We start from the raw sequence: 22,013 nt of genomic DNA on the forward strand, positions 1-22,013 counted from the left end.
ACTTACAATTTTAATTGTTATTGTGGGATGGGCCTAAGAGCCCGTCCAAAAAGGACGGGCTCTTAGGCCCATCCCACAAACTTGTGGAAGTTATTTAATTCTCATTCCTTACCTCCCTTGTTATTCCCAGCCTGTCTTTCACACCGACTCTTACCCCATCCTAATTCAGCATATAAGTACAAATCGTAATCCTACTATGGTCATTTTTAATTTGCTCCGAGGCGCGTTTTTGGTCATAGCAATTCAAGGCATGAATCGCATAGCTCAGCAAATTCATAAATACCTGATTCAACTTACCGACATAACATTCTATTTTTGGCAAATCTCTTGGGGACGAGGCGCACTCTACAGATAGAGTTTGTGCGTGCAGGAGTGTTCCCTCTTTCTTCTTCCTTCTCAATAAAAAATCCCGGTTTCTTTAAAAAACCGGGATTTTTCCTACCAACTAAGAGAGGAGTCAAAACTTCACAGGTAGCGGTTGCCGGAATTCTGCATTTCTCGCACAACCCTCTAAACCAAACTACGGCAAATTCTAGTTCCAGCTTCTTTAAAGCTGTCTCATTTCCTCTTCAAGCACCCGAACCAAATCTTGATTGCCACTGGATCTCGCTACTTCTATGCGGTGCATCAGTTGCTTGTGAATGTTAGCGCGGTGGGTTTCTGCTACTTTTTTTACGTTTTGACGATTTGTGTTCATGGTGGACGTTCCTTATATTAAATTTGGTGTACCTGCTACTTCTCTAATATAGCGCTAAATTCCAAAAAGTATCTAAATTTACAAAAAATTTACAGTTGTTGACCGATCGACCAAACTCCTGTATAAGATTGGTCATAAGTCAATAGCGATATCTTGACAATCAGAAGTCATTAGTCATTAGTCAGTAGTCATTAGTCATTAGGCTGATGCCCGATGCTTTTAGGCCCGATGCTTTTAGGCCCAACATTTACATTTAGTCAAGCGGTGCGCGGTACGCACTCAACATTTAGTCAAAACTCAAAACTTGCTTCAGCGCCTCTACCAACTGCTGAAGGTGTGCGAGCTCGTGAGTTGCCATCAGCGAAATCCGAATTCGACTCACGCTGACAGTCGGAGGCCGAATCGCTGGAGCAAAAATACCCATTTCCTTGAGTTTGCTGCCGACTGTTAAAGCGGAGGCTGCATCTTTTAACGGAAGAGTGAAAATTGGGGAGAGGGAATTACTAATTGGTAATTGGTAATTGGTAATCGCGCAATATTTGAAAGTTTCGATATTTTGTCGCAACCGAACTCGGCGTTCTGGTTCTTGCTGTACAATCCTCACAGCTTCTAAAGCAGCAGCCGCGTCAGCAGGCGTCAATGCTGTAGTATAAATCCAACTCGCAGCTCGATTACGCAGAAAATCAATTAAAGCAGCAGATCCCGCAACGTAACCACCTAAACTTCCCAAAGCTTTGCTGAGTGTCCCCACTTGAATCAGTGGTGTTCCCGTACACCCGAAATGTTCTGCACAACCGGCACCGCTAGCACCGAAAACTCCCGTAGCATGAGCTTCATCTACTAATACCATGCAGTTAAAGGTTTCGGCCACAGCCAACAACTGTGGTAGCGGACACAAGTCCCCATCCATGCTAAAGACGCTATCGGTAATAATTAAACACTTGCGATACCTTGCGCGATTTTGCTCTAGCTTGGCTTTTAAATCCTCAAGATTGCAGTGACTGTACTCTAGGGCAGTTGCACCGCTGAGTGTGGCTCCGTTTTTCAGGCTCGAATGGTTGTACTTGTCAGATAATATCAAATCGCGCTTGCCGACAACGGATGCGATCGCCCCTAGATTCGCCAAATATCCCGAACTGAATACTAAAGCATCTTCAGTTTGTTTTAAATTAGCAATAGCTTGTTCTAACTGTCGGTGCAAATCGCGGTGTCCGCTGACCAACCTCGAACCCGTCGCACCCGTACCAAATTCCTTAGTTGCAGCTATAGCAGCTTCAATTAACCTGTCATCGCCCGCAAGTCCCAGATAATCGTTGCTGGCAAAGTTAATCAGGCTGTGGCCTGCTAACTTTACCACAGGCCCAGGGGAACTTTCGATCGATTGTGGCGATCGATACCAATCGGCACGGCGAACTGTGTCCAGGGCCTTCTCTATCCAAGCGTAAGGGTCTGTGTTCATATTGTCCAGCGATCGGGTAATACGTTATATTAGCTGGTGATCAGTTCCTCCCTATCACAGAAGCATATGCCACTCACTAAAAAATACAGATTAGTCACCCGCAGCGATTTTGACGGTCTAGTCTGTGCAGTTTTGCTCAAAGAACTCGATATGATCGACGAGATTAAATTCGTGCATCCTAAAGATATGCAGGATGGGAAAATCGAAATAACAAATAACGATATTAGCACCAATTTACCCTATGTTGAGGGAGTTCATCTAGCTTTCGATCACCATTTCAGCGAAACTCTTAGACACGAGAAAATCAAAATTAACCACATCATCGATCCCTATGCAGCTTCTGCTGCTAGGGTATTGTACAAATATTATGGAGGCCAAGCAAAGTTTCCTGATATTTCTGAGGCGATGATGACGGCCGTTGACAAATCAGATTCCGCTCAATTTTCCCAAGAAGAGGTTCTGCATCCGCAAGAATGGGTGCTGTTAAACTTCATAATGGACGCCCGAACCGGCTTGGGAAGGTTTAAAGAATTTACGGTTTCCAATTATCAGTTAATGATGCAGTTAATCGATTACTGCAAAAATCATACCATCGAGGAAATCTTGCAGCTTCCTGATGTGAAAGAAAGAGTAGACCTCTACTTCGAGCAAGAAGAAAAGTTTAAAGAGCAAATACAGCGCTGCGCCCAAGTATATAATAATTTAGTTGTTTTGGATTTGCGTAACGAAGATGTGATTTATGCGGGTAATCGTTTTGTAATTTATGCTTTGTTCCCCGAATGCAATATATCAATTCACGTACTTTGGGGACTGAAACAACAAAATACTGTTTTCGCAGTTGGCAAGTCAATCTTTAACAAAACTTCTAAAACTAATATTGGGGAGTTAATGTTAAGATATGGGGGTGGTGGCCACCAGAATGCCGGAACTTGTCAGATTGAGAACGATAAAGCTAGTCAAGTTTTGAAAGAGTTAATTGCCCAGATAGAGCAAAATGATTAAATGGGCTTTATCTTTTTGGCAGTCAGGACTTGAGTCTTTGATTATTTATTTTAATTTGAGCACTAAAGTCCTTACTACAAACGGGGATTTTTAGGACTGAACTCATTACTGCAAACGGGAGTTTAGTCCTCAAGGTTTTGATCTGGCGGGTTCTGAACATTGAGACTTTCTGAACTTTTGCCTTTGACTGGTGGCAAATGGTCTACCAAACCCATATCAAAAGCGATATCCGGCAACTCATCAGCGTTATATTTTCCTGGCTCAAACAATCGGCCGGGAGTAAAACAAGGCTGTTTTAATCGTACCACTTCTCCGGGTGAAAACATTCCCCTAAACATTTTGCGTTCGAGTCCCATAATTTCTGCTCTTAAAACAACTTTCGCATTAATCTTAGCAATTTTTGAGCAGCAGCTTCCCAATTAAATAAATCTGCCGTCTCTTTAGCTTTTTGAGCTACCTGAAAACGCATCGGGTCTTCAACAATTTTTCGCAACTGTTCGCGAACCGACTGAACATTTGGCTCGGCCCAATGAGGAGCATTTCTGATTTTTAGATACTCAGTATCGTAACACTTTCCCACGGGAACTAGATCGTAAGCAATGGGATAGCAGTTATCAGCATTGGCGTACTCAGTCGGGCCGCCGTACATAGTCATAGCAACGGGCAAACCTGCTGCAAAGGCATCCAAAATTTTAATCGCAAAACCCTCGCCGCGAAAGGGTGCTAAAAAAGCATCTGCTGACAAGTATAAATCAGCTAGTTCTGCTTTAGTACAAAATTTATGCTTTACCTGAACTTTTGACTTGAACTTGCCGAATTGTTTTTCGATATTTACGAGGTGTTCCACTATAACATCAGGATTTTTGCCACCATCTTTGATAATTAACTCTACGTTAGAATCATCTTTAAACTCTTCACAAAAAGCTTGAATTGCCAGATCCGTGCCAAATCTATACAAATCAAAAGAATTGGTCATGTGCAGAATATACTTTACATCTTTTTGGGTTTTTTGCGGTCTGGGAAAATATAGTTGCGAGATTAAAGGATTGAAACCTAGAGGCATAACTGATACGTTAGCCGCCGGACAGCCAGCTTTTATTAAAACGTTTTTAGAATATTGGCTGACTGCTAGCTTGTGGGATGAAGTGTTAACAGCATCGTAAATCCAGTAATCATAATCATCATGGTTTTTGGCGAATTCGTAATTGATTGCAAAAAGTTCTAAGTTGAGATGTCCGTTGAGTTCTTTTAAAAAATAAGGTTTCCAATAATGAGACCATTTGATATGAAATAAATCTGAGGGTGTGGTGTTCATCCACTTCGCTAGCAGGTCGTTTTCTTCTGCTGTGGAATGGCGGCTGAGATGAGAGGCTATTGTTGAAGGTTCGACCGAAATAGGAATTCCCATTTGGTCTAAAGTTTTGGCCAGGGATAGGGTAATGTCGGTGAAGGAGTTAAAGTGTTGAAAGGCAACGTTAAAGTGAACCATATTTATGGGTTATTAGTGCAGGGCGATCGCATCTAATTTGGTATAAATTGTACTTGACAAATGACATAAAATGCACCTGCCAGAGGCAGGGCTGCGGTGGAGACGGGATGGGCCACCAACAAGTAGTTAAACTGGGAATGGACTCCCGGCAGGTATCTCTCACTGAGGCAGATGGAAAAAGGCTGCCGTGAAATCTATCGGCAACGGAACATTGTTGAACGTGCTATCAAGCGACTCAAGCAATGGAGTCGGAGCGCTATTCGATATGAGAAGCTGCCTGCCAATTATACAGCCACGATCGCGATCGCCTGCATTCTGTTGTGGTTATAGTTTGAAAACACGCCCTAGGCAAGAGCACGTGATGGAGATAAATCAACTAGGTGGAACCCCAGCGAGCGTGCTTAGCTGGCTATCAGCATCACACTCAATTTTTCTTCCTTAGTTTACGAGCTGCGCTTGAATGATGCTGTCAAATGTTTTAAAAATTTCCCTCACCATTATACCTTAATTAAGATGCGATTACGCTGTAATATCTCTGAGTAACTTTTTTTATTCTTTCTATTCTGGGGTAGTTCAAATTGGCAAAATATTCTAAAAACCTGCCATTTAATATAATATTCACCGAAGGCAATGAATCTGTTTGTTTTGGTTGGTGAGTTAAAGTTTGAGTAAAACCTTTTGCCATTGATAGCATCCATCAACGACAATAACTACATTTAAATTTATTCGGATTTAACTGTAGCATATTTGGGGTTCCAATTAAGATGCGTTTACCCTGGAGCGTAAAGCCAGGATTAGGCAGCAGTTAAATCGGTCTACCTATCCTACTTGACTTTTGTGACATTTTCGTAATTTGTCACCAATGGGAAGACCCTGGTAATGAAGATTTGGAGGCAGAGCCTCCAAATTGTTTTCTCCTTTTAATAGAGGATGTGCCTCCTCCAAAAGTCTGCCCAGGCAGAGCCTGGGAAAGATTGAAATAGTCATTGGTCAGGCGTTAATTGTTACTAACTAATAACTAATAACTAATTAGCACTTTTTTACAGCTTCTGGAAGACTGCGAACATCGGCAGATACATCGACAGCAAAATTGAACCTACGATACCACCGACGACCACAATCATCAGAGGTTCTAGCATACTGGTAAGTCCTTTTACTGCTTCTTCCACTTCCGTTTCGTAGAAAGCGCCAACTTTCATCAGCATCTTGTCAAGTTCCCCTGTCTCCTCGCCAATTGCCATCATTTGGATGGCCAAAGACGGAAAAACAGCTTGTTCTTGCAAAGCAATACTGATCATGCCGCCGCCTTGAATTTCCTGTCTCGCATATTCGATCGCATTAGATATCGCCTGATTTCCCGCCACATCTCGCACAATTTCCAAAGAATTGAGAATCGGCACGCCCGATCGCGTCAGCGACCCAAATATCACGCAAAACCTAGCCACCGCAGATTTTTCGATCAAATCGCCAAACACCGGCAATTTCATCGCAATTCTATCAATTTGTAGGCGACCTATGGGAGTTTTGTAGTACATATCGAAGGCAATTTTTAGCGCTATAATTACCCCAATAACTGTCACCTGTTGAATCGGAGGCCAAGCGGTACAAAATGAACTAATTGCCAACATCATCACCGTAAAAGCCGGCAAATCTGCACCAATATCCTTAAAGATTTTAGCGAAAGTTGGTAGCAAGAATATGGTCATTGCGAAAAAAATCACGATCGCGATGGAAAGCACCGTCTTCGGATAAGACATAGCCGAATTAATTTCGGATTCCGTCTTGTGATTTTTTTCCATCATCACCGCCAGACGGTCTAGGGTTTCATCTAGTACCCCCCCGACTTCTCCCGCCGCCACCATACTGATAAACAGTTGGTCAAACACATCAGGAAACTTAGCCATCGCCTCTGCCAAGTTTATCCCCTCCTGAACGTCAGCATTCATGCTTCTGAGCGCTCGCTTCAGCTTAGCATTAGAACACTGCTCGTGCAGCACGGAAAGGCATCGAACGATCGCCACCCCTGCATTAAACATAGCCGCAAACTGACGAGCAAAAATAGCCATATCCTTAACAGTAAGGCTGGTAAGGTTATATTCAATTTGCTCCTGAATCTTACTGAAATCAAAGCCACCTTTCGGTTTTTGGCGGATAACGTTGGTAGCCACAGCTCACCTCTGAAAATTTATTAAAAGTTATGACTCATCAGTCATCAGTCATTAATTCAGCCTGCGAACTCCTGACTAATGACTGCTGACGGAACTAATGAGCTTTTACCGGGGCGCTACCAACCGGTGCCGGGCCGATCAAGCGTTCGAGTTCGTCAGCCTTAGAAGCCTTGGCCATTGCCGATTCCCAAGTGACTTTACCGCTCTTGTAAAGTTCAGCGAGGGCCATTTCCATCGTCCTCATACCCAATTTTGCCCCCATTTGGATTTGGGAGTAAATCATCGGAGTTTTTCCCTCCCGGATCAAGTTAGCCATAGCTGGAGTATTTACCATGATTTCCATAGCGCAGCAGCGGCCGCCCCCAACTTTTATTACCAAATTTTGGCTGGCTATTCCCACCAAAGAGTTAGACACCTGGGCGCGAACCTGGGGTTGTTGAATGGGCGGGAACACGTCCAAAATCCGATCGATAGTTGCAGCCGCCGAATTAGTGTGCAGCGTTCCCATCACCATGTGACCCGTTTCTGCCGCCGAAATTGCCAGACCGATCGTTTCCAAGTCCCGCATTTCCCCCACGAGAATTACATCAGGATCTTCGCGCAAAGCAGCTTTCAGAGCATTAGCAAAGCTCTTAGTATCTTCGCCCTTTTGGCGCTGGTGAAACAAACTCTTGACATTGGGAAACACGTATTCGATCGGGTCTTCAACGGTTAGAATGTGTTCCGCCCGCGTCCGGTTGACCAGATCCAACAAAGCCGCCATCGTAGTAGTTTTCCCGGAACCCGTTTGTCCCGTCACCAACAGCATACCCCTGGGTCTTTCCGTCATATCCCGCAAAACCTGTGGCACGCCTAAAGCATCTGCGTTAGGAATCTTAGAAGCCAGAGCCCGCATACAAGCAGCCCAAGCACCCCGTTCCCGGTAGACATTTACCCGGAACCGAGCCAATCCCCGAACGCCGTAAGCGCAGTCGAGTTCCCACTCCATTTCCAACTGCTTGCGCTGCATATTGTTGAGCATTTGGAAAATTAGGATCTGCACTTCCTCAGCAGACAGAATGTCTCCGTATTGCGTCTGAGGAGTTAGTTTACCGCTGACTCGGAAGAATATAGGCGCGCCCGCTTGGATGTGTATGTCCGAACCCCCTTGCTCTACCAGGGACTCCAGTACGTCTTCAATCATCAGACCCATAGATACCTCTCCTCGATCGAATTGATATGATAGTTATTGACCAATCTAGCTCAGTTAAGAGTCAACAGTTAATAGTCAACAGTTAACTGCTGAATCAATCCAAAAAGCGCGGAGTCAAACAGTACGGACAATCAAGCATCTCCGGCTTCAATTCCGCCTGACAAGTCTTGCAGGTAAGTCCCTGCTTGCGTTTGGCTTTCATTTCAGCCTCCAGCCCAGAGTCTGTAAACGTCACCCGCTCGACTTCTTCAAAGGTAGTCGCGCCTTCCCGCACCAACTGCAAGCTGTAAGCAAGCAGCGTTTTCATCCCTTCTTCTACTGCTGCTTCCTTAATTTGCTCTGTGGGAGCTCCTTGAGTGATCAGAGTTTGAAGCCGCTCAGTATTTTTCAGGAACTCGTAAACCCCTACCCGTCCTTTGTAGCCTAGGCCGCCGCACTTCCGACAAAGTTGCTCGTTGTCTGCGAGTTCCTTCCTTTCCTCCACGGGTATAGTGTTGGCTCTGTAAACAGTTAGATCAATTTCTTGAGAAGCCGACAGACCGTACTTGCCGAGTTCTGCTGCAGTAGGCTGGTAAGGAATGCAGCATTTGTCGCAAACGCGCCGCATCAGACGTTGAGCCAACACGCCCAACAGAGCGGCCGAAACCATGAACGGTTCTACGCCCATTTCGGCCAAACGCGCCACTGCCCCGGCCGCGTCGTTCGTGTGCAGCGTCGTCAGCACCAAGTGTCCCGTCAAAGCAGCTTCCAGAGCAGTTTTTGCCGTTTCCTTGTCCCGCGTTTCCCCCACCAGCATCACGTCAGGGTCTTGCCGCAAAAAAGCCCGCAGAATGTTGGAAAAAGTCAAGTCTTTTTCCCGAATTACTTGACATTGGGTAATTCCTGGCAAAGCATATTCGATCGGGTCTTCCGCCGTACTGATATTAACCCCCGGATCGTTCCGTTCCGCCAGAATCGAGTACAGAGTAGTTGACTTGCCCGAACCCGTCGGCCCCGTCACCAAAATCAGTCCGAACGGACGGCTAGCACTCTCTCGCACTAAAGCCAGAGTTTCTTCGTCGGAGATTAACAAACCCAAACCCAACTGAGTGCTGGAACTGTCCAAAATCCGCAGCACGATTTTTTCACCGTACCGGGAAGGCAAGCTGTTGACCCGGAAATCCACCGTGCGTCCCTCAAACACCCGGCGGATGCGCCCGTCTTGAGCTTGTCGGCGTTCGGCAATATCCAGGTTGGCAATAATCTTGAAACGAGCGGTAATCGATTGGACTACCTGCTTGGGAAACCGGAAATACTCTTGCAGCACTCCGTCTTTCCGCATCCGAATCCGCATGAACTCTTCTTGAGGTTCTACGTGGATGTCAGACACCTTTTCCGACAAAGCTTTCGCCAAAATGATATTGACGGCCTTAATTACGGGAGCAGCCTCTGCATCGTCCAAGGTGTTAGCGAGGTCTTCTTGGTCGGTGCTCTCCTCTACTAGCGAGAGCTCGCCAAAATCTCCCTCCCCTAAATCCATCTTTCTCTGCTTTTCGATTTCAGCTTTTTTAGCTTCCCTCTTAACTTGTTCGTCTTGATAAGCAGAAGTAATGTCCTGGTAGTCGTCCGGCGTAATCACTCGCCGCTGCAAAGCCAAGCCGTGAGGCTGTAAAATCCGCCGCAAATCTTCTATGGCGTTGAGGTTGTCGGGATCTACCATTGCCACTAAAACCGCCGCAGGCTCAGTTTCAGTCTTCGCTACGGGTAAAAACCGACCTTGGTGACAAATGTCGATCGAAATCTTCAATGCGTCGAGCATAACTCCGAGTTGCTCGTTAGACATTTCGCTCATCTCCGGGTCAAATGCTTCAACGCCGTAGACTATCTTCCGTTCAAACATCTGCTGCTTCTTGTAAAGTCGCAGCAATTCTGGGGGTAACGGCTGCCCGGTAAGTGCTTCTAATACCTCCGTCAAACGCTTGCCCGACTTCTGGCTTTCAATTTGAGCTTGCTTCACTTGCTCGCCGTTGACGTAACCCGACAGAATCATCTTGGTGAGAGCCGGAGTAAAAGTGCTTAGAGCAACTATCGATGTGGGGCTGGATGTGGAGCGAAGCGGGGATGTGCTAGTCATAAAAAACACTCAATAGGTGGGAAACTCAGTCACAAAGAGTGCTGAGAGGAAAACCAAGGCGGGGTTTTAACCCCCGTATTCTTTGCTTATGGATCAGCTATCATTTTCTTGCTCAATCCCTATCTCTCAAGTGTAAGCTCGCAGTCCCCTCTAAGCTTCGTCCACAAATTGACGAGATGTTGGAGGGATTTGCCGGTGCTTGCAATCAAATCTTGTTCGTTGAGTGCTAAGTTGCTTACTTACCTGATTAACTTGCGGGATACTCTCGTTATAGCGTCAGGGCACATCACTTGGGGGTTCCCCGTACCGGGAGAGAAAAGCGGGGCGGGGTGTGTCCCCCTCCCAGGCTAATTCTATTTTCCCAAATTGTTTGCTCAAATTACAGCGCCCGTGGTGGCGCGGTTAGCTGTACTAAATTAAAGATGAGCTATGTTCTGTGATGATAGCTTTTACGAAAGCCTCGATCGCCCTTTTGAAATATATTTTGATTAATTATCTGCGATCTGTCACTGCCCGATCGTCGGCTGCATGAGCCCCCAGGGCAAATTTTGAGCAACTCTAGTTTTGGGTCAGTAAATATTACTTTGATTATACCCTGGTTTCCGAACCTTTGCGATCTAAGTTTTACGGTTCAGAAATGTTGGAAAGATGCCCATTAGATATCCATATTATCTAAAGATGAGTATCGTCGCCATACCCGCTAATATCTATCATTTGAATGGCAAAAATTCCACACTTCAAGAAACTTCGGCGTTATTGACTCTGAAAAACCACGCCCCCAATTCGCATCAAGATTAAAAACCTAGTGTCTGAGTTACACAAGCACACACCTAACTATTTAGTTCCTCAATACAAATTTCTTTTTCTCCCCACTTGGCAAACTCAGCAAATGGTAAAAAATGGCAGTGTCAGCTTGCGAATAAAACAGCGTGACCGATGATAACTTTAATTCCCTATCGTTTTAAGTAAACCTTGAAACATCAAGCCTCCTAAATGGGAAATATTGTAGTAGACTTAACCGCAAAATATACTTATAAAAGTTGTAAATGCGATCGCGTTAATTAAAAATGAGGAACCAACAAACATTGGATTGGCCCTATTAATGCCATAATATTATACCTAAATATTTAAACGGGGCTTTGAATATTTTAGGGAAAGCTTTGAGCAATGTCTCCAGGTCGGGCGAGACTTCCTCTTTTCACATTGTGCCATACACCAATACTCCGGACAGTTTTTAAAGAGGGATAGGATCGCAATAAAATAGAGAAGTGAAAAAAGTGAGTGCAATCTGAACCCAAAATAAACAGAAAAAAAGGCACTCTTTTAGGTTAAGCTATAAAAACACACAAGCTCAACAGATTGCCTTATGAACATTATGGAATCCATCTTACAACAAATGCCAGGGATTAGTCAACCCCAAAAGAAGTTTTTAATCACTTTATTCTCAACTATTTTACTGAGCTATGGCAAGGTCAACTTCACGAATCTCAGTCGTTATAGTTGTTTGAGTGAAAAAACCTATCGTCGTCACTTTCTCAAAAGCTTTAACTTTCCACAATTCAATCAATATTTCCTCGAACAATCCTTAAATCCTGAACACACAGTCATTGCTGTTATTGATTGTTCTTTTTTAAAAAAAAGTGGCAAAAAAACTGACGGCAAGGGTTATTTTTATAATGGTGTAGCGGGGAAATCGGAACAGGGTTTGGAAATTTCTGTAATTTCTATTGTCGAAATTGAGAGTCGTTTATCTTATAGCTTAAGCGTGCAACAAACTCCATCACGTCCTCAAATAAAGCCCGTGAAAAAACTGCCACAAAAACCGAAGAATAGCAGGTCAAAGAAATCTCGTAAAAAACAGGAGTCTCACAGCTCAACGCCTGACATCACAAGGGTTGATGACTATGCAAAACACTTGAAGAATACTCGTTGTTTCTTCCCAACTTCTGTACGTCCAAATGGTCGCTGATGGCTATTATTATCGCTCTAAATTCTGGGATGCTGTGCGGGAGTTGAATTTAGACTTTATTGGCAAGCTAAGAGTTGATGCCAACCTACGCTATCTTTATACAGGCGAACAAAATAAACTGGGAGCTCCTCGAAAATATGATGGTAAGGTTGACTGTCAAGACCTGAGTCGTCTTAACTTTGTCAAATACATAAAACCGGGGGTTTCATTATATACATTGGTCGTCTGGAGTTGTTGTTTGAATTGCCAAATTAGGTGGGCTTGTATCTCTGAAGTTCAATCCAACGGCAAAATCAAAAATGCTTTATTATTTAGCACTGATATTCATCTACCACCTGAGCAAATTGTTGAATATTATCAGGCTCGTTTTCAAATCGAATTTATTTTTCGTGATGCTAAACAATTTACGGGATTATCTGATTGTCAAGCTCGTCATTTACCACGGCTGGATTTTCATTTTAATGCCAGTCTGATTGCCTTAAATTTAGCCAAATATCAACTCTCTAGTTGTCATTCATCTGCCAAATCGTTTGTGTTTTCAATGGCTTCTTATAAACGCCTAGAATTCAATAAGCATCTACTTTGTACCTTTATTGATAAGTTAGATTTAGACCCGGATTTGATTTTAAATCACCCCAACCTTCCTTCAGTCTTGTCTTATGGTACTTTGGCTGCTTAAAAACTGTCCGGAGTATTGATACACAGTAAATTCGAGTCCTCTAGATTTACCGGGTTAACTGTATCTGCTAGAATTGATAGGGTTCTGTCGCGCAGCTTTTATGATTGACGAGGAAAAACAGCAAGATCAAGATCCTAACTCAACTGGGGAAACCACCCCAGAGGGTTCGCCAATGGCAAGCGAAAATCCGGCGGCATCAGGAAACTCGAACGAATCGGCGGATTGGGAGCTCGAACTTGCTCGAGCTTATCAAAGTTCTCAAGGCGATCGCCCGCCAGCAAACGCATCCGGGGATACCATCACCGGCAGTTCCACCAACAGCCCGACTGCAGACGGGGCGGAGCCTTGGAAGAAGGAACTGGCCCAGGCCAACGATGAAAAAGAGGCTTTAAAAACTCAGTTGCAAGCCACATCGGCTCAACTAGAAGAACTGAAAAATCAAAATCTCCGCCTAGCAGCAGATTTTGAGAACTTCCGCAGGCGTACCCAAAAGGAAAAAGAAGAGCTAGATTTACAGGCAAGGTGTCTCACGATTAAACCCCTGTTGCCGGTAATTGACAATTTCGAGCGCGCTCGATCGCACATCAAGCCGCAAACCGACGGCGAAATGAACATTCACAAAAGCTACCAAAGTGTTTACAAGCAAATGGTAGATAGCCTCAAGCAAATCGGGGTTTCTCCGATGCGGCCCGAAGGCGAACAGTTTGACCCCAACATCCACGAAGCTCTACTCAGCGAGCCAACTGACGAACACGAGGAAGGCACAATTATCCAAGAACTAGAACGCGGCTACATTCTGGGCGATCGCGTCTTGCGGCACGCCAAAGTGAAAGTTGCAGCGGCTGGGCTATCTGTGGTAGCCTCAGATGAAAATCCCGATAGTTCGGAAAGTTAATCGGGATACAAGCTACTGCATTCCTTAAAGTCACTTACCCCCGAATTCTATTCGGGGGTGCCCAGGTGGCAGACTCACCAACTTATTAATTAAAGATGACTAAAAGCACGTCAGCGCTTTATCCAAAAATTCTGAAAAATGTTTTTACCGGTCTTTGATATTGCTTTAGGACATCAAGTTTATTTCCTACAAATCTAGTCTGGTAATGCTTGTTTAAACAAGCTGAGTCGTTTTTCCTCCCCCAACCTGTAGTTGGAGGTTTCCAAACATCCCACAAAGTTTTATGAGGCGCTATGGGAAAAATTATTGGAATTGACTTAGGCACAACTAACAGTTGCGTAGCTGTGTTAGAGGGCGGTAAACCCGTCGTGATCGCCAATTCCGAGGGCGGTCGCACAACTCCGAGTATAGTAGGATTCGGCAAGGCGGGCGATCGCTTAGTAGGTCAACTAGCCAAGCGGCAAGCTGTAACTAATGCTGTAAATACTGTATACAGTATCAAACGATTTATCGGACGGCGGTGGGACGACACGGAAGAAGAACGAGCGCGGACTCCCTATACCTGCATAAAAGGCAAAGACGATACCGTTAACGTCCAAATTCGGAACAAGGTTCACACTCCCCAAGAAATCTCGGCAATGGTACTCCAAAAGCTCAAGCAAGATGCTGAAGCTTATTTGGGACAAACGGTTACACAAGCCGTGATTACAGTGCCAGCTTACTTCACAGACGCCCAACGGCAAGCTACTAAAGACGCCGGTACGATCGCCGGCCTAGAAGTCCTGCGGATCGTCAACGAACCGACGGCTGCAGCCCTTTCCTACGGGCTGGACAAGCAAAATATAGAACAGAAAATCTTGGTCTTTGACCTGGGCGGCGGTACTTTCGACGTTTCGATCCTGCAACTGGGAGACGGAATTTTTGAAGTCAACGCTACCTCCGGTAACAACCATCTCGGAGGAGATGACTTTGACGACTGCATAGTGCAGTGGCTGGTAGAAGCTTTCCGCACTCAAGAAGGCAGTGACCTTTCACAAGACAAAATGGCCTTGCAGCGCCTCCGAGAAGCTGCCGAAAAAGCAAAAATCGAACTCTCCAACCGGGAATCCACCTCAATCAATTTGCCCTTCATCTCTTCTGACGAAAAAGGGCCGAAGCATTTGGAAATGGAACTCTCCAAAGCTCAGTTTGAAAAACTGGTGGCTCATTTGGTGCAAGCGACGATCGATCCGGTGACTCAAGCCCTCAAAGACGCAAGTTTGACCCCCAAAGACATAGACAGAATTATTTTAGTGGGAGGCTCAACCCGGATTCCGGCAGTTCAACAGGCAATTAGCAAGTATTTTGGGGGCGTTTCTCCCGATAAATCCGTCAATCCCGACGAAGCTGTAGCGGTAGGCGCGGCAATTCAAGCCGGAGTGTTGGGTGGTGAAGTCAAAGACTTGCTGCTGCTCGATGTGACGCCGCTCTCCCTGGGACTCGAAACCTTGGGCGGGGTGTTTACCAAAGTAATCGATCGCAATACAACTATTCCCACGAGCCGATCGCAAATGTACAGCACGGCGACAGACGGGCAAACCTCGGTAGAAATTCACGTCCTCCAAGGCGAGCGGGCATTGGTTAAAGACAATAAAAGTCTCGGCAAGTTCCTGCTCAAAGGCATTCCCCCAGCCCCCCGCGGCGTACCTCAAATCGAAGTTACCTTTGAAATCGATGCCAACGGGATTCTCAAAGTTGCCGCTGAAGACAAGGGAACCGGAAAAGAACAAAGCATCCAAATTTCCAATACAGGGGGATTGAGCGAAACCGAAGTCGAGCGGATGCGACAAGAAGCCGAACTTTACGCCGACGAGGACATCAAGCGCGCTCTACTCGTCGAACTCAAAAATCAAGCTGACTCCCTCGTCTATAATTGTGGTGTAACTTTAAAAACCAACGCGCAACTGCTGAGTGACGAGCTCAAGGCCGAAGCGGAAACAGCCGCAGCAGCCTTGCGGGCAGCGATGAGTAACCCCGACATCACAATCGAGGAACTCACCCCCGCAATCGAATCTTTCAAGCAACTGCTATACTCGCTGGGGACAGCAGTCTACGACCAAGCCCGCAGCGGGGTAGCCCCGTCAGGAGCTGTTGTTGAAAGCGAGATGATGTCAGAAGTAGAATCATCAGAACCAGAAGAGGTTAAAGCGGACGACGACAGCATTTTGCTGAAAGAAGAGCTGCTGGTGGCGCCCCAAGCTCCGCCGGCACCAAAGCCGGAACCAAAGCCGGCACCAAAGCCGGAACCAAAGCCGGAGCGACAGTCAAAACGACAGCCAAGTCCACAGTCAAATCCACAGTCAAGTCCACAGTCAAATCCACAGTCAAGTCCACAGTCAAAACAAAAACAGAAGGTTCCCGAACCAGAAGTTGATGATATGAATCCTTTCCTTTAAAACAGAAAAGCTAAAAATTAAAAGTTAAAAATTAACAATGAGAATTTTTGATTTTTAATCTGTAATTTCAGGAAAGGTAGCCCGTTTCTTTTTCGTACACTTTTTGTTATTTACCTCCAGGCAAGCAGCTCTATGGCCGGTGATTACTATGAAATATTAGGCGTTTCTCGCAGCGCAGACAAAGAAGAAATTAAGCGTGCTTACCGCCGCCTAGCTCGCAAGTACCATCCAGATGTCAACAAAGAATCCGGTGCCGAGGAGCGGTTTAAAGAAATTAACCGCGCCTACGAGGTACTCTCAGAACCAGAAACCCGCGCCCGTTTCGACCGTTTCGGCGAAGCAGGCGTCAGCGGTGCAGGCGCGCCTGGGTTCCAAGACTTTGGTGACAGCTTTGCCGATATTTTTGAAAGCTTCTTTCAGGGCTTTCAGGGAGGCGTCGGTGGGCCACAACAGCAAGGTCGCAGGCGCAGCGGGCCGGTGCGCGGAGACGATTTGCGCCTCGATTTGCGGCTGGATTTTCGAGAAGCAGTGTTTGGTGGGGAAAAAGAACTCCGCATCAAGCATCTAGAAACCTGCGAAACTTGCACCGGGACTGGCGCGAAACCGGGAACCAGACCACAAACCTGCTCGACTTGTACCGGCAGTGGTCAAGTCCGACGCGCTACCCGCACTCCTTTCGGCAGCTTTACTCAAGTTTCAGTTTGCCCCACTTGCAACGGCACCGGGCAAGTGATTGAGGACAAGTGCGAAACTTGCGGCGGCCGAGGCCAGAAAGAAGTGATGAAAAAGCTGAAAATCACAATTCCGGCTGGGGTTGACAACGGTACTCGCTTGCGCGTTTCTAATGAAGGGGATGCCGGCAAACTGGGCGGGCCGCCTGGGGATCTTTACGTGTTCTTGGCGGTGAATGAAGACCCGCTATTTAAGCGCGACGGCACTAACGTTAGCTCGGAAGTTAAGATTAGTTATTTGCAAGCAATTTTAGGGTGCCGGTTGGAAGTGGAAACCGTAGACGGGCCGACGGAATTGTTGATTCCTAGCGGAACTCAGGCGAATACTGTTTTGACTCTTGAGAAAAAAGGGGTGCCTCGGTTGGGAAATCCAGTCAGTCGCGGCGATCATTTGATTACGGTGTCTATTGACATTCCGACTAAGGTGACGGCTGAGGAACGGGAATTGCTGATGCAGCTTGCTAAGCTGAAGGGCGATCGTACTGGTAAAGGCGGTTTGGAAGGATTTCTGGGCAATTTGTTTCAGAAATAAGCAATTTTTGACACCAATTGGTGTCAAATTTTCCTGTTTCAGGATTCCCCAGCCATTGGTTTTAGTATTTGTCAAAAAATTGTGTGGAATTGCTCACAAAAATCTCAGGTGGGACGCTTCCTGGGCATTGCGTTTCAGCAGCGCTCAAAAAAGTGAGCGCAATTGCGCTCACTTTTTTCAGAAAGAATAACAGTCTGTGTCCAATTGGACACAAAATTTTAGATTCTCCAGTTTCCAGGCAACTTGTTTAAAAAACTACGGCTTTCAGGATTTGAGATTGCAAAAAGTATTATGAATTCAACATCGAAAATTGAAAATCCCAAATCCCCAGATGCCAAAATCGATCTGCGGGGTACTCCGTGTCCTCTGAATTTTGTCCGCACTAAACTGCGCTTGGAGCAAATGGCACCGGGAGCAGTTTTGGAAGTGTGGCTGGATGCTGGGGAGCCGATCGAACAAGTGCCCGATAGTCTGAAAATGGAAGGGTACCAGATTCTGGAAACGCAATTTGTCGCGGATGGGCCGGAGTCGGGCTATTTTTCCATGAAAGTGCAGCGCCCCGAACACCAGGAAGCAGGATGAGCCTGAATTCACCCTCGATCGTGGGTACTGTAATTGCTGTTCAGGCTAACTTCTACCAAGTGAGGTTAGATCCCGAAGTCTCCATTGACGGGGAAAAGGCCCCCCTTGCAGATTCTCCGATTCTCTTGTGCACTCGTCGCACTCGACTCAAAAAAATTGGCCAACAGGTGATGGTGGGCGATCGGGTGGTGGTAGACGAACCGGACTGGACTGACCGCCGGGGAGCAATTTCTGAAGTCTTCCCCCGCCAAACAGAACTCAACCGCCCGCCTGTAGCTAATGCCGATCGCATTCTCCTGGTTTTTGCCCTCGCCGAACCAGACTTAGATCCCGCATCATTAACTCGGTTTTTAGTCAAGGCAGAATCTACAGGTTTAGAGGTGAGTTTGTGCCTGAACAAATGCGATTTGGTCACGCCCGATGAGTTGGAACAGTGGCGCGATCGGCTTTCAGGCTGGGGCTACGAACCAATGTTTATTAGCGTCCGCAGCGGTTTAGGAGTTCATGAAGCCCCCGCTAAGGGTCAAAATGAAATTTTTGCCTCGGAACCGCATTTCAATGACTTAGCGGAGAAAATAGAGCCATCTCTGCTGATTTATGAGGATAACCCCCACCTTCCAAATTCGGTCAAGCCGTTACATCCGTTAAATCCCGTACATATGCCGTTGCCGAACTTGCTTCTAGACCACCTGCAAGGAAGAATAACGGTAATTTGTGGCCCTTCTGGGGTTGGCAAGTCCAGCTTGATCAACCAACTGATCCCGGCCCTGAATCTGCGAGTGAACGCTGTTTCCGGCAAACTCGGCCGCGGGCGCCACACGACTCGCCACGTCGAACTATTTGAACTCCCCGGCGGCGGACTTTTGGCCGATACTCCGGGCTTTAATCAACCGGCTCTCGAATGCGATCCGTCCGAGTTAGCGGAATATTTCCCAGAAGCGCGCCAGAGGCTGGCTTTGGGTAGCTGCCAGTTTAGCGACTGTTCGCACCGAGACGAGCCTAACTGTGTCGTGCGGGGGGGTTGGGAGCGCTATGAGTATTACTTGCAGTTTCTCGAAGAGGCGATCGTCCGCGAACAAGCTCTGCAAAACTCCAGCAGCGCCGAATCGAGTTTGAAGCAGCAAACCAAGTCGGATGGTACGCAGCATTACGAACCGAAGCTGCAAACTAAAAAATATCGCCGCTCTTCCCGCCGCCTTCAACACCAGTCACTCCAAGATATGTGTCAAGACTTAGAGGAATTGTGAGGAAGTCGCCGCCCATCGGCCGTAGGTACTAGAAAACCGTACCAAGACTTACCCAGAAACCGGGTTTCCTTGACGAAAATACTTAGTTGCACCCCAAGGGGCTGTTCGCAAAACCGGCTTTCTTTAGTGGCGAGTGCGTAAGTCCTGAGTACATTAATAGCTAAAATTAAATGGCCTTAGATTTGTTAAAAAAAGTAGAACAGAAGCAAAAGTTAGCGGGTACTGCAGGAGCAAAAATATTGTGAATATTCAAGAACTGTTTCAAAAAGGCGGCCCCGCCATGTGGCCCCTGTTGGTGTTATCGATTTTATCTTTGAGTACAATTATCGAGCGTTTGTGGTTTTGGGCAAGCCTCCTGAGCAAAGAAAAGCAGATAGTTAGCCGCATTCTGGAAGCCGCTCGCAGCGATTGGGGGGTGGCTAACGAGATGGCCAGACAAGCTAACAGACAGCCGATCGGGCGATTTCTTTCTGCACCCCTGCGGCTCTACAATCCCGAACCAGATTTATTTCGACTCGCACTCGAAGCAGCAGCCGATGAAGAGTTGGCTTCGATGCGCCGCGGCGACAAAATCTTAGAAGCTACGATCGCTCTGGCGCCTTTGCTGGGCTTGCTGGGAACAGTCCTGGGCTTGATTAACTCGCTCAGTTCCATCCGTCTGGGCGACATCGGCACGGCGGCCACGAGTGGCGTGACATCGGGCATTGGCGAATCGCTGATTACGACTGCTACTGGGATGGTAGTAGCAATTTTTACCTTGGTGTTTTATCGGATATTTCAAGCTTTTTTGTTCAACCAGGCAAAAATATTTCGCAAAGCTGGAAATGAACTGGAATTGCTTTACAGGCAATACTGGCCCGCTGCTAATGCTAAGGGTCGAGCACCCGCTGCTGAATACAGCAATTCTTCTTTTGGTGCAGATGGTTTGAACAGGCGTTCTCTCAATTCTCAAGAACCGGGAGAACGGAATCGGGAGCCGAAATTGAAAGGTTCCGATCCGGCTGAAGATTCTCCTTCTAATAATTAAAACTCCTGAGAACTAATGAAGATTAATCTAGATACTCCTGCTGAAGAGGCTCGGATTGAACTGGTGCCTTTAATTGACGTGATATTTTGCATTCTGACGTTTTTTCTCCTGGCGGCTTTGCAACTGACTCGCCAGCAAGCCATTAATGTCGATTTGCCTAAAGCGAAGACTGGACAAACGCAGATGCGAGAGATGCTGATTGTCAGCATTGACGATTTCGGGCAAACTTATATCGACCAATTGCCTGTTAATTACCAACAGCTCGATCGAGTTTTAAAGAGTTTCCAAAGCCAAAATCCTACGGGGTTGATGGTGCTGTACGCTCCTCAAAATGCTAGATATGCCAAGGTTGTCGAGGTTTTAGACAAATTGAGAGAGGTAGGGGGCGATCGAGTTGCCCTGGCAACTCTTCCTAGTTCGGCTTCCTCCCCATTGCCCAATCCCTCGCTTCCCAATTCTGGCATTCCCGCGACACCTGCGATCGGCAATTCAGGTCAACCTCTGCCGTCTCCTGTGCCTCCGGGGCAGCAACAGTTCAACCCCAATCAGTTTCAATCCCCTCTCCCCGCTCCCGGGCAGCAGCAGTTCAATCCGAATCAGTTTCAATCCCCTCTCCCGGCTCCTGGGCAGCCTAGCAACTTTGGGGCAAATCAGGGCATTCCTCCTGTTTCGCCTGCACCCGCTGCTCCCAATTTCAGTCCTGGAGTCGCCACTCCACCGCAAGATGGCGGGCCCTCCAATTAGTTAGGAAGAAGGTTCGGCAACGGATTGTGTAAGGGATGTAACGGATGTCAGTCCGATGTCCGTCGGAAGAAGGGAGAAGGAAGAAGGGAGAACAGAGCTAGTCCCTAGGTAGCGAATAAATAGACAAAATGATACACTTATAGACAAATATGCGGTGTACCATTTTGTTTAAGCTCGCGCGTTTTCGCAAAAAAGCTGGGATTGTCAGTAAAAACACTCCAACGTTGGGACGTTTCAGGGAAGTTGCAAGCCTTGCGCACCCTGTCAGGTCATCGGTTCTACACCGAAGATGATCTCTTGATAGCCAACGGATTGAAGCCCATAGAAGCCAACCGAAAAACGGTCGTCTACCGCCCTTGTTTCGTCCAGTGGACAGAAACCGGAACTCAAAAATCAGATGCTGGCAATGGAAGCTTTCTGCCCTTGTCGAGGATTAACAGTCGATGATTGGGTGTCAGAAATTGGGGGCGGACTAAATTTTAAAAGGAAAAAGTTTCTAGCAATCATGCTGTCAATGCTCAAAGGTGAAATATCAATAATTGTAATTGCACACAAAGACAGAATGTGTCGCTTTGCTTTTGAATTCATCCAAGAGCTTGCCACGTCGGTTGGATGCGAAATTGTAGTCGCCAATCAATTATCGTTGTCCCCCCAGCATGAATTAGTAGAAGATTTGATGGCGATAATCCACTGCTTCTCTTGCCGTCTATACGGTCTACGAAATTACTCCAAAGAGCTCAAAGAAAACCTAAAAAATGCTATTGACAAGCCCGTACAAGAACTGGCAAAATTGAGCAATCAAGAAATACAGTGTTGAGGTCGAACAATGCTTCTGTCCATCAAAACAAAGCTAAAGCTAAGCAAAAGTCAAGCCACAATAATGAGCAAGCACGCTGGAATAGCAAGGTTTACTTATAATTGGGGCTTGGCTACTTGGAGTAATCTTTATCAAGATGGACTGAAGCCAAATAAATAGGGAGCATGTCACTTTTGCAATAAGTATTTATACTTGTGCAGTTTTTGGCGGTCTACCAATTAAGCCATTTAAGTAA

Annotated in this window: 19 protein-coding genes and 1 pseudogene; 13 read left to right on the forward strand and 7 right to left on the reverse strand. The window is 46.4% G+C overall.

The genetic code is table 11. From position 1 onward, the window contains the following. Nucleotides 1–547: 547 nt before the first annotated feature. On the reverse strand, nt 548–697 hold the full coding sequence (pirA, locus tag QT973_RS25335) for an arginine synthesis PII-interacting regulator PirA (protein WP_172185012.1): 150 nt from the start codon (nt 695–697) through the stop codon (nt 548–550). A gap of 286 nt (nt 698–983) precedes the next feature. Then, on the reverse strand, nt 984–2,156 hold the full coding sequence (gene bioF / locus QT973_RS25340; protein ID WP_333341095.1) for an 8-amino-7-oxononanoate synthase: 1,173 nt from the start codon (nt 2,154–2,156) through the stop codon (nt 984–986). Between the two features lie 66 nt (nt 2,157–2,222). Here bioF and QT973_RS25345 point away from each other — a divergent pair, with 66 nt between their 5' ends. Continuing rightward, a complete protein-coding gene (locus QT973_RS25345) occupies nt 2,223–3,158 on the forward strand; it encodes an exopolyphosphatase (RefSeq protein WP_333341092.1) in 936 nt (311 codons plus the stop codon). Nucleotides 3,159–3,280: 122 nt separating this feature from the next. On the opposite strand, the gene QT973_RS25350 is transcribed toward QT973_RS25345, so the two are convergent. Both QT973_RS25350 and QT973_RS25355 read right to left on the reverse strand, forming a co-directional pair. Then, the gene (locus QT973_RS25350) at nt 3,281–3,514 is read right to left on the reverse strand and encodes a hypothetical protein (RefSeq protein WP_333341089.1); all 234 of its coding nucleotides are present in this window, start codon (nt 3,512–3,514) and stop codon (nt 3,281–3,283) included. A gap of 11 nt (nt 3,515–3,525) precedes the next feature. Beyond that, entirely contained in the window at nt 3,526–4,647 is a 1,122-nt protein-coding gene (locus tag QT973_RS25355) for a glycosyltransferase family 4 protein (protein WP_333341086.1), read from the reverse strand. A gap of 171 nt (nt 4,648–4,818) precedes the next feature. Between QT973_RS25355 and QT973_RS27120 the strand changes: the two genes are divergently transcribed. Next, entirely contained in the window at nt 4,819–4,977 is a 159-nt protein-coding gene (locus QT973_RS27120; protein ID WP_445243020.1) for a transposase, read from the forward strand. A 710-nt stretch (nt 4,978–5,687) separates the two neighbouring features. Here QT973_RS27120 and QT973_RS25360 read toward each other — a convergent pair. From QT973_RS25360 to QT973_RS25370, 3 genes are all read right to left on the reverse strand, one after another. Further along, nucleotides 5,688–6,815, reverse strand: a complete 1,128-nt coding sequence (locus QT973_RS25360) for a type II secretion system F family protein (protein ID WP_333056038.1) — start codon at nt 6,813–6,815, stop codon at nt 5,688–5,690. 94 nt (nt 6,816–6,909) lie between these two features. Continuing rightward, on the reverse strand, nt 6,910–8,007 hold the full coding sequence (locus tag QT973_RS25365) for a type IV pilus twitching motility protein PilT (RefSeq protein ID WP_333056039.1): 1,098 nt from the start codon (nt 8,005–8,007) through the stop codon (nt 6,910–6,912). 94 nt (nt 8,008–8,101) lie between these two features. Beyond that, on the reverse strand, nt 8,102–10,120 hold the full coding sequence (locus QT973_RS25370; RefSeq protein ID WP_333056040.1) for a GspE/PulE family protein: 2,019 nt from the start codon (nt 10,118–10,120) through the stop codon (nt 8,102–8,104). Between the two features lie 1,366 nt (nt 10,121–11,486). Here QT973_RS25370 and QT973_RS25375 point away from each other — a divergent pair. The 11 genes and pseudogenes from QT973_RS25375 to QT973_RS25425 all read left to right on the forward strand — a co-directional run bounded on the left by QT973_RS25375 (nt 11,487) and on the right by QT973_RS25425 (nt 21,937). Further along, complete coding sequence (locus QT973_RS25375; protein WP_333056041.1) at nt 11,487–12,089, forward strand: hypothetical protein; 603 nt, start codon at nt 11,487–11,489, stop codon at nt 12,087–12,089. After that, nucleotides 12,079–12,768 carry a transposase gene (locus QT973_RS25380; RefSeq protein WP_333056042.1) on the forward strand — a complete coding sequence of 230 codons (690 nt, stop codon included), beginning with the start codon at nt 12,079–12,081 and terminating at the stop codon, nt 12,766–12,768. Before QT973_RS25375 ends, QT973_RS25380 begins: the two co-directional genes overlap by 11 nt. A gap of 100 nt (nt 12,769–12,868) precedes the next feature. Beyond that, on the forward strand, nt 12,869–13,663 hold the full coding sequence (grpE, locus tag QT973_RS25385) for a nucleotide exchange factor GrpE (protein ID WP_333056043.1): 795 nt from the start codon (nt 12,869–12,871) through the stop codon (nt 13,661–13,663). A 293-nt stretch (nt 13,664–13,956) separates the two neighbouring features. Next, nucleotides 13,957–16,098, forward strand: a complete 2,142-nt coding sequence (gene dnaK, locus QT973_RS25390) for a molecular chaperone DnaK (RefSeq protein WP_333392471.1) — start codon at nt 13,957–13,959, stop codon at nt 16,096–16,098. A 132-nt stretch (nt 16,099–16,230) separates the two neighbouring features. Continuing rightward, entirely contained in the window at nt 16,231–17,361 is a 1,131-nt protein-coding gene (gene dnaJ, locus QT973_RS25395; protein WP_333056045.1) for a molecular chaperone DnaJ, read from the forward strand. A 291-nt stretch (nt 17,362–17,652) separates the two neighbouring features. Continuing rightward, nucleotides 17,653–17,943 carry a sulfurtransferase TusA family protein gene (locus QT973_RS25400; protein ID WP_333056046.1) on the forward strand — a complete coding sequence of 97 codons (291 nt, stop codon included), beginning with the start codon at nt 17,653–17,655 and terminating at the stop codon, nt 17,941–17,943. Further along, nucleotides 17,940–19,190: a ribosome small subunit-dependent GTPase A gene (gene rsgA / locus QT973_RS25405; protein ID WP_333212569.1), complete on the forward strand. Its 1,251-nt coding sequence runs from the start codon at nt 17,940–17,942 to the stop codon at nt 19,188–19,190. Before QT973_RS25400 ends, rsgA begins: the two co-directional genes overlap by 4 nt. Before the next feature lie 241 nt (nt 19,191–19,431). After that, complete coding sequence (locus QT973_RS25410) at nt 19,432–20,217, forward strand: MotA/TolQ/ExbB proton channel family protein (RefSeq protein ID WP_333392473.1); 786 nt, start codon at nt 19,432–19,434, stop codon at nt 20,215–20,217. Between the two features lie 15 nt (nt 20,218–20,232). Beyond that, nucleotides 20,233–20,961 carry a biopolymer transporter ExbD gene (locus QT973_RS25415; protein WP_333056049.1) on the forward strand — a complete coding sequence of 243 codons (729 nt, stop codon included), beginning with the start codon at nt 20,233–20,235 and terminating at the stop codon, nt 20,959–20,961. A gap of 147 nt (nt 20,962–21,108) precedes the next feature. Further along, a pseudogene (locus QT973_RS25420) lies at nt 21,109–21,778 on the forward strand (IS607 family transposase). Between the two features lie 9 nt (nt 21,779–21,787). Further along, nucleotides 21,788–21,937 (forward strand): helix-turn-helix domain-containing protein, encoded by a 150-nt coding sequence (locus tag QT973_RS25425; protein WP_333056050.1) that lies wholly within the window; start codon nt 21,788–21,790, stop codon nt 21,935–21,937. The last annotated feature ends 76 nt before the right edge of the window (nt 21,938–22,013 follow it).

This window comes from Microcoleus sp. Z1_A1 (genome assembly GCF_036700305.1).
Lineage (GTDB): Bacteria > Cyanobacteriota > Cyanobacteriia > Cyanobacteriales > Microcoleaceae > Microcoleus.

Excerpts from the sequence above, each read along its gene's own strand:
- pirA (WP_172185012.1), bottom strand. The coding sequence starts at position 697 with ATGAACACAAATCGTCAAAACGTAAAAAAAGTAGCAGAAACCCACCGC.
- bioF (WP_333341095.1), bottom strand. The coding sequence starts at position 2,156 with ATGAACACAGACCCTTACGCTTGGATAGAGAAGGCCCTGGACACAGTT.
- QT973_RS25345 (WP_333341092.1), top strand. The coding sequence starts at position 2,223 with ATGCCACTCACTAAAAAATACAGATTAGTCACCCGCAGCGATTTTGAC.
- QT973_RS25350 (WP_333341089.1), bottom strand. The coding sequence starts at position 3,514 with ATGGGACTCGAACGCAAAATGTTTAGGGGAATGTTTTCACCCGGAGAA.
- QT973_RS25355 (WP_333341086.1), bottom strand. The coding sequence starts at position 4,647 with ATGGTTCACTTTAACGTTGCCTTTCAACACTTTAACTCCTTCACCGAC.
- QT973_RS27120 (WP_445243020.1), top strand. The coding sequence starts at position 4,819 with ATGGAAAAAGGCTGCCGTGAAATCTATCGGCAACGGAACATTGTTGAA.
- QT973_RS25365 (WP_333056039.1), bottom strand. The coding sequence starts at position 8,007 with ATGGGTCTGATGATTGAAGACGTACTGGAGTCCCTGGTAGAGCAAGGG.
- QT973_RS25370 (WP_333056040.1), bottom strand. The coding sequence starts at position 10,120 with ATGACTAGCACATCCCCGCTTCGCTCCACATCCAGCCCCACATCGATA.
- QT973_RS25375 (WP_333056041.1), top strand. The coding sequence starts at position 11,487 with ATGAACATTATGGAATCCATCTTACAACAAATGCCAGGGATTAGTCAA.
- QT973_RS25380 (WP_333056042.1), top strand. The coding sequence starts at position 12,079 with ATGGTCGCTGATGGCTATTATTATCGCTCTAAATTCTGGGATGCTGTG.
- grpE (WP_333056043.1), top strand. The coding sequence starts at position 12,869 with ATGATTGACGAGGAAAAACAGCAAGATCAAGATCCTAACTCAACTGGG.
- dnaK (WP_333392471.1), top strand. The coding sequence starts at position 13,957 with ATGGGAAAAATTATTGGAATTGACTTAGGCACAACTAACAGTTGCGTA.
- dnaJ (WP_333056045.1), top strand. The coding sequence starts at position 16,231 with ATGGCCGGTGATTACTATGAAATATTAGGCGTTTCTCGCAGCGCAGAC.
- QT973_RS25400 (WP_333056046.1), top strand. The coding sequence starts at position 17,653 with ATGAATTCAACATCGAAAATTGAAAATCCCAAATCCCCAGATGCCAAA.
- rsgA (WP_333212569.1), top strand. The coding sequence starts at position 17,940 with ATGAGCCTGAATTCACCCTCGATCGTGGGTACTGTAATTGCTGTTCAG.
- QT973_RS25415 (WP_333056049.1), top strand. The coding sequence starts at position 20,233 with ATGAAGATTAATCTAGATACTCCTGCTGAAGAGGCTCGGATTGAACTG.
- QT973_RS25425 (WP_333056050.1), top strand. The coding sequence starts at position 21,788 with ATGCTTCTGTCCATCAAAACAAAGCTAAAGCTAAGCAAAAGTCAAGCC.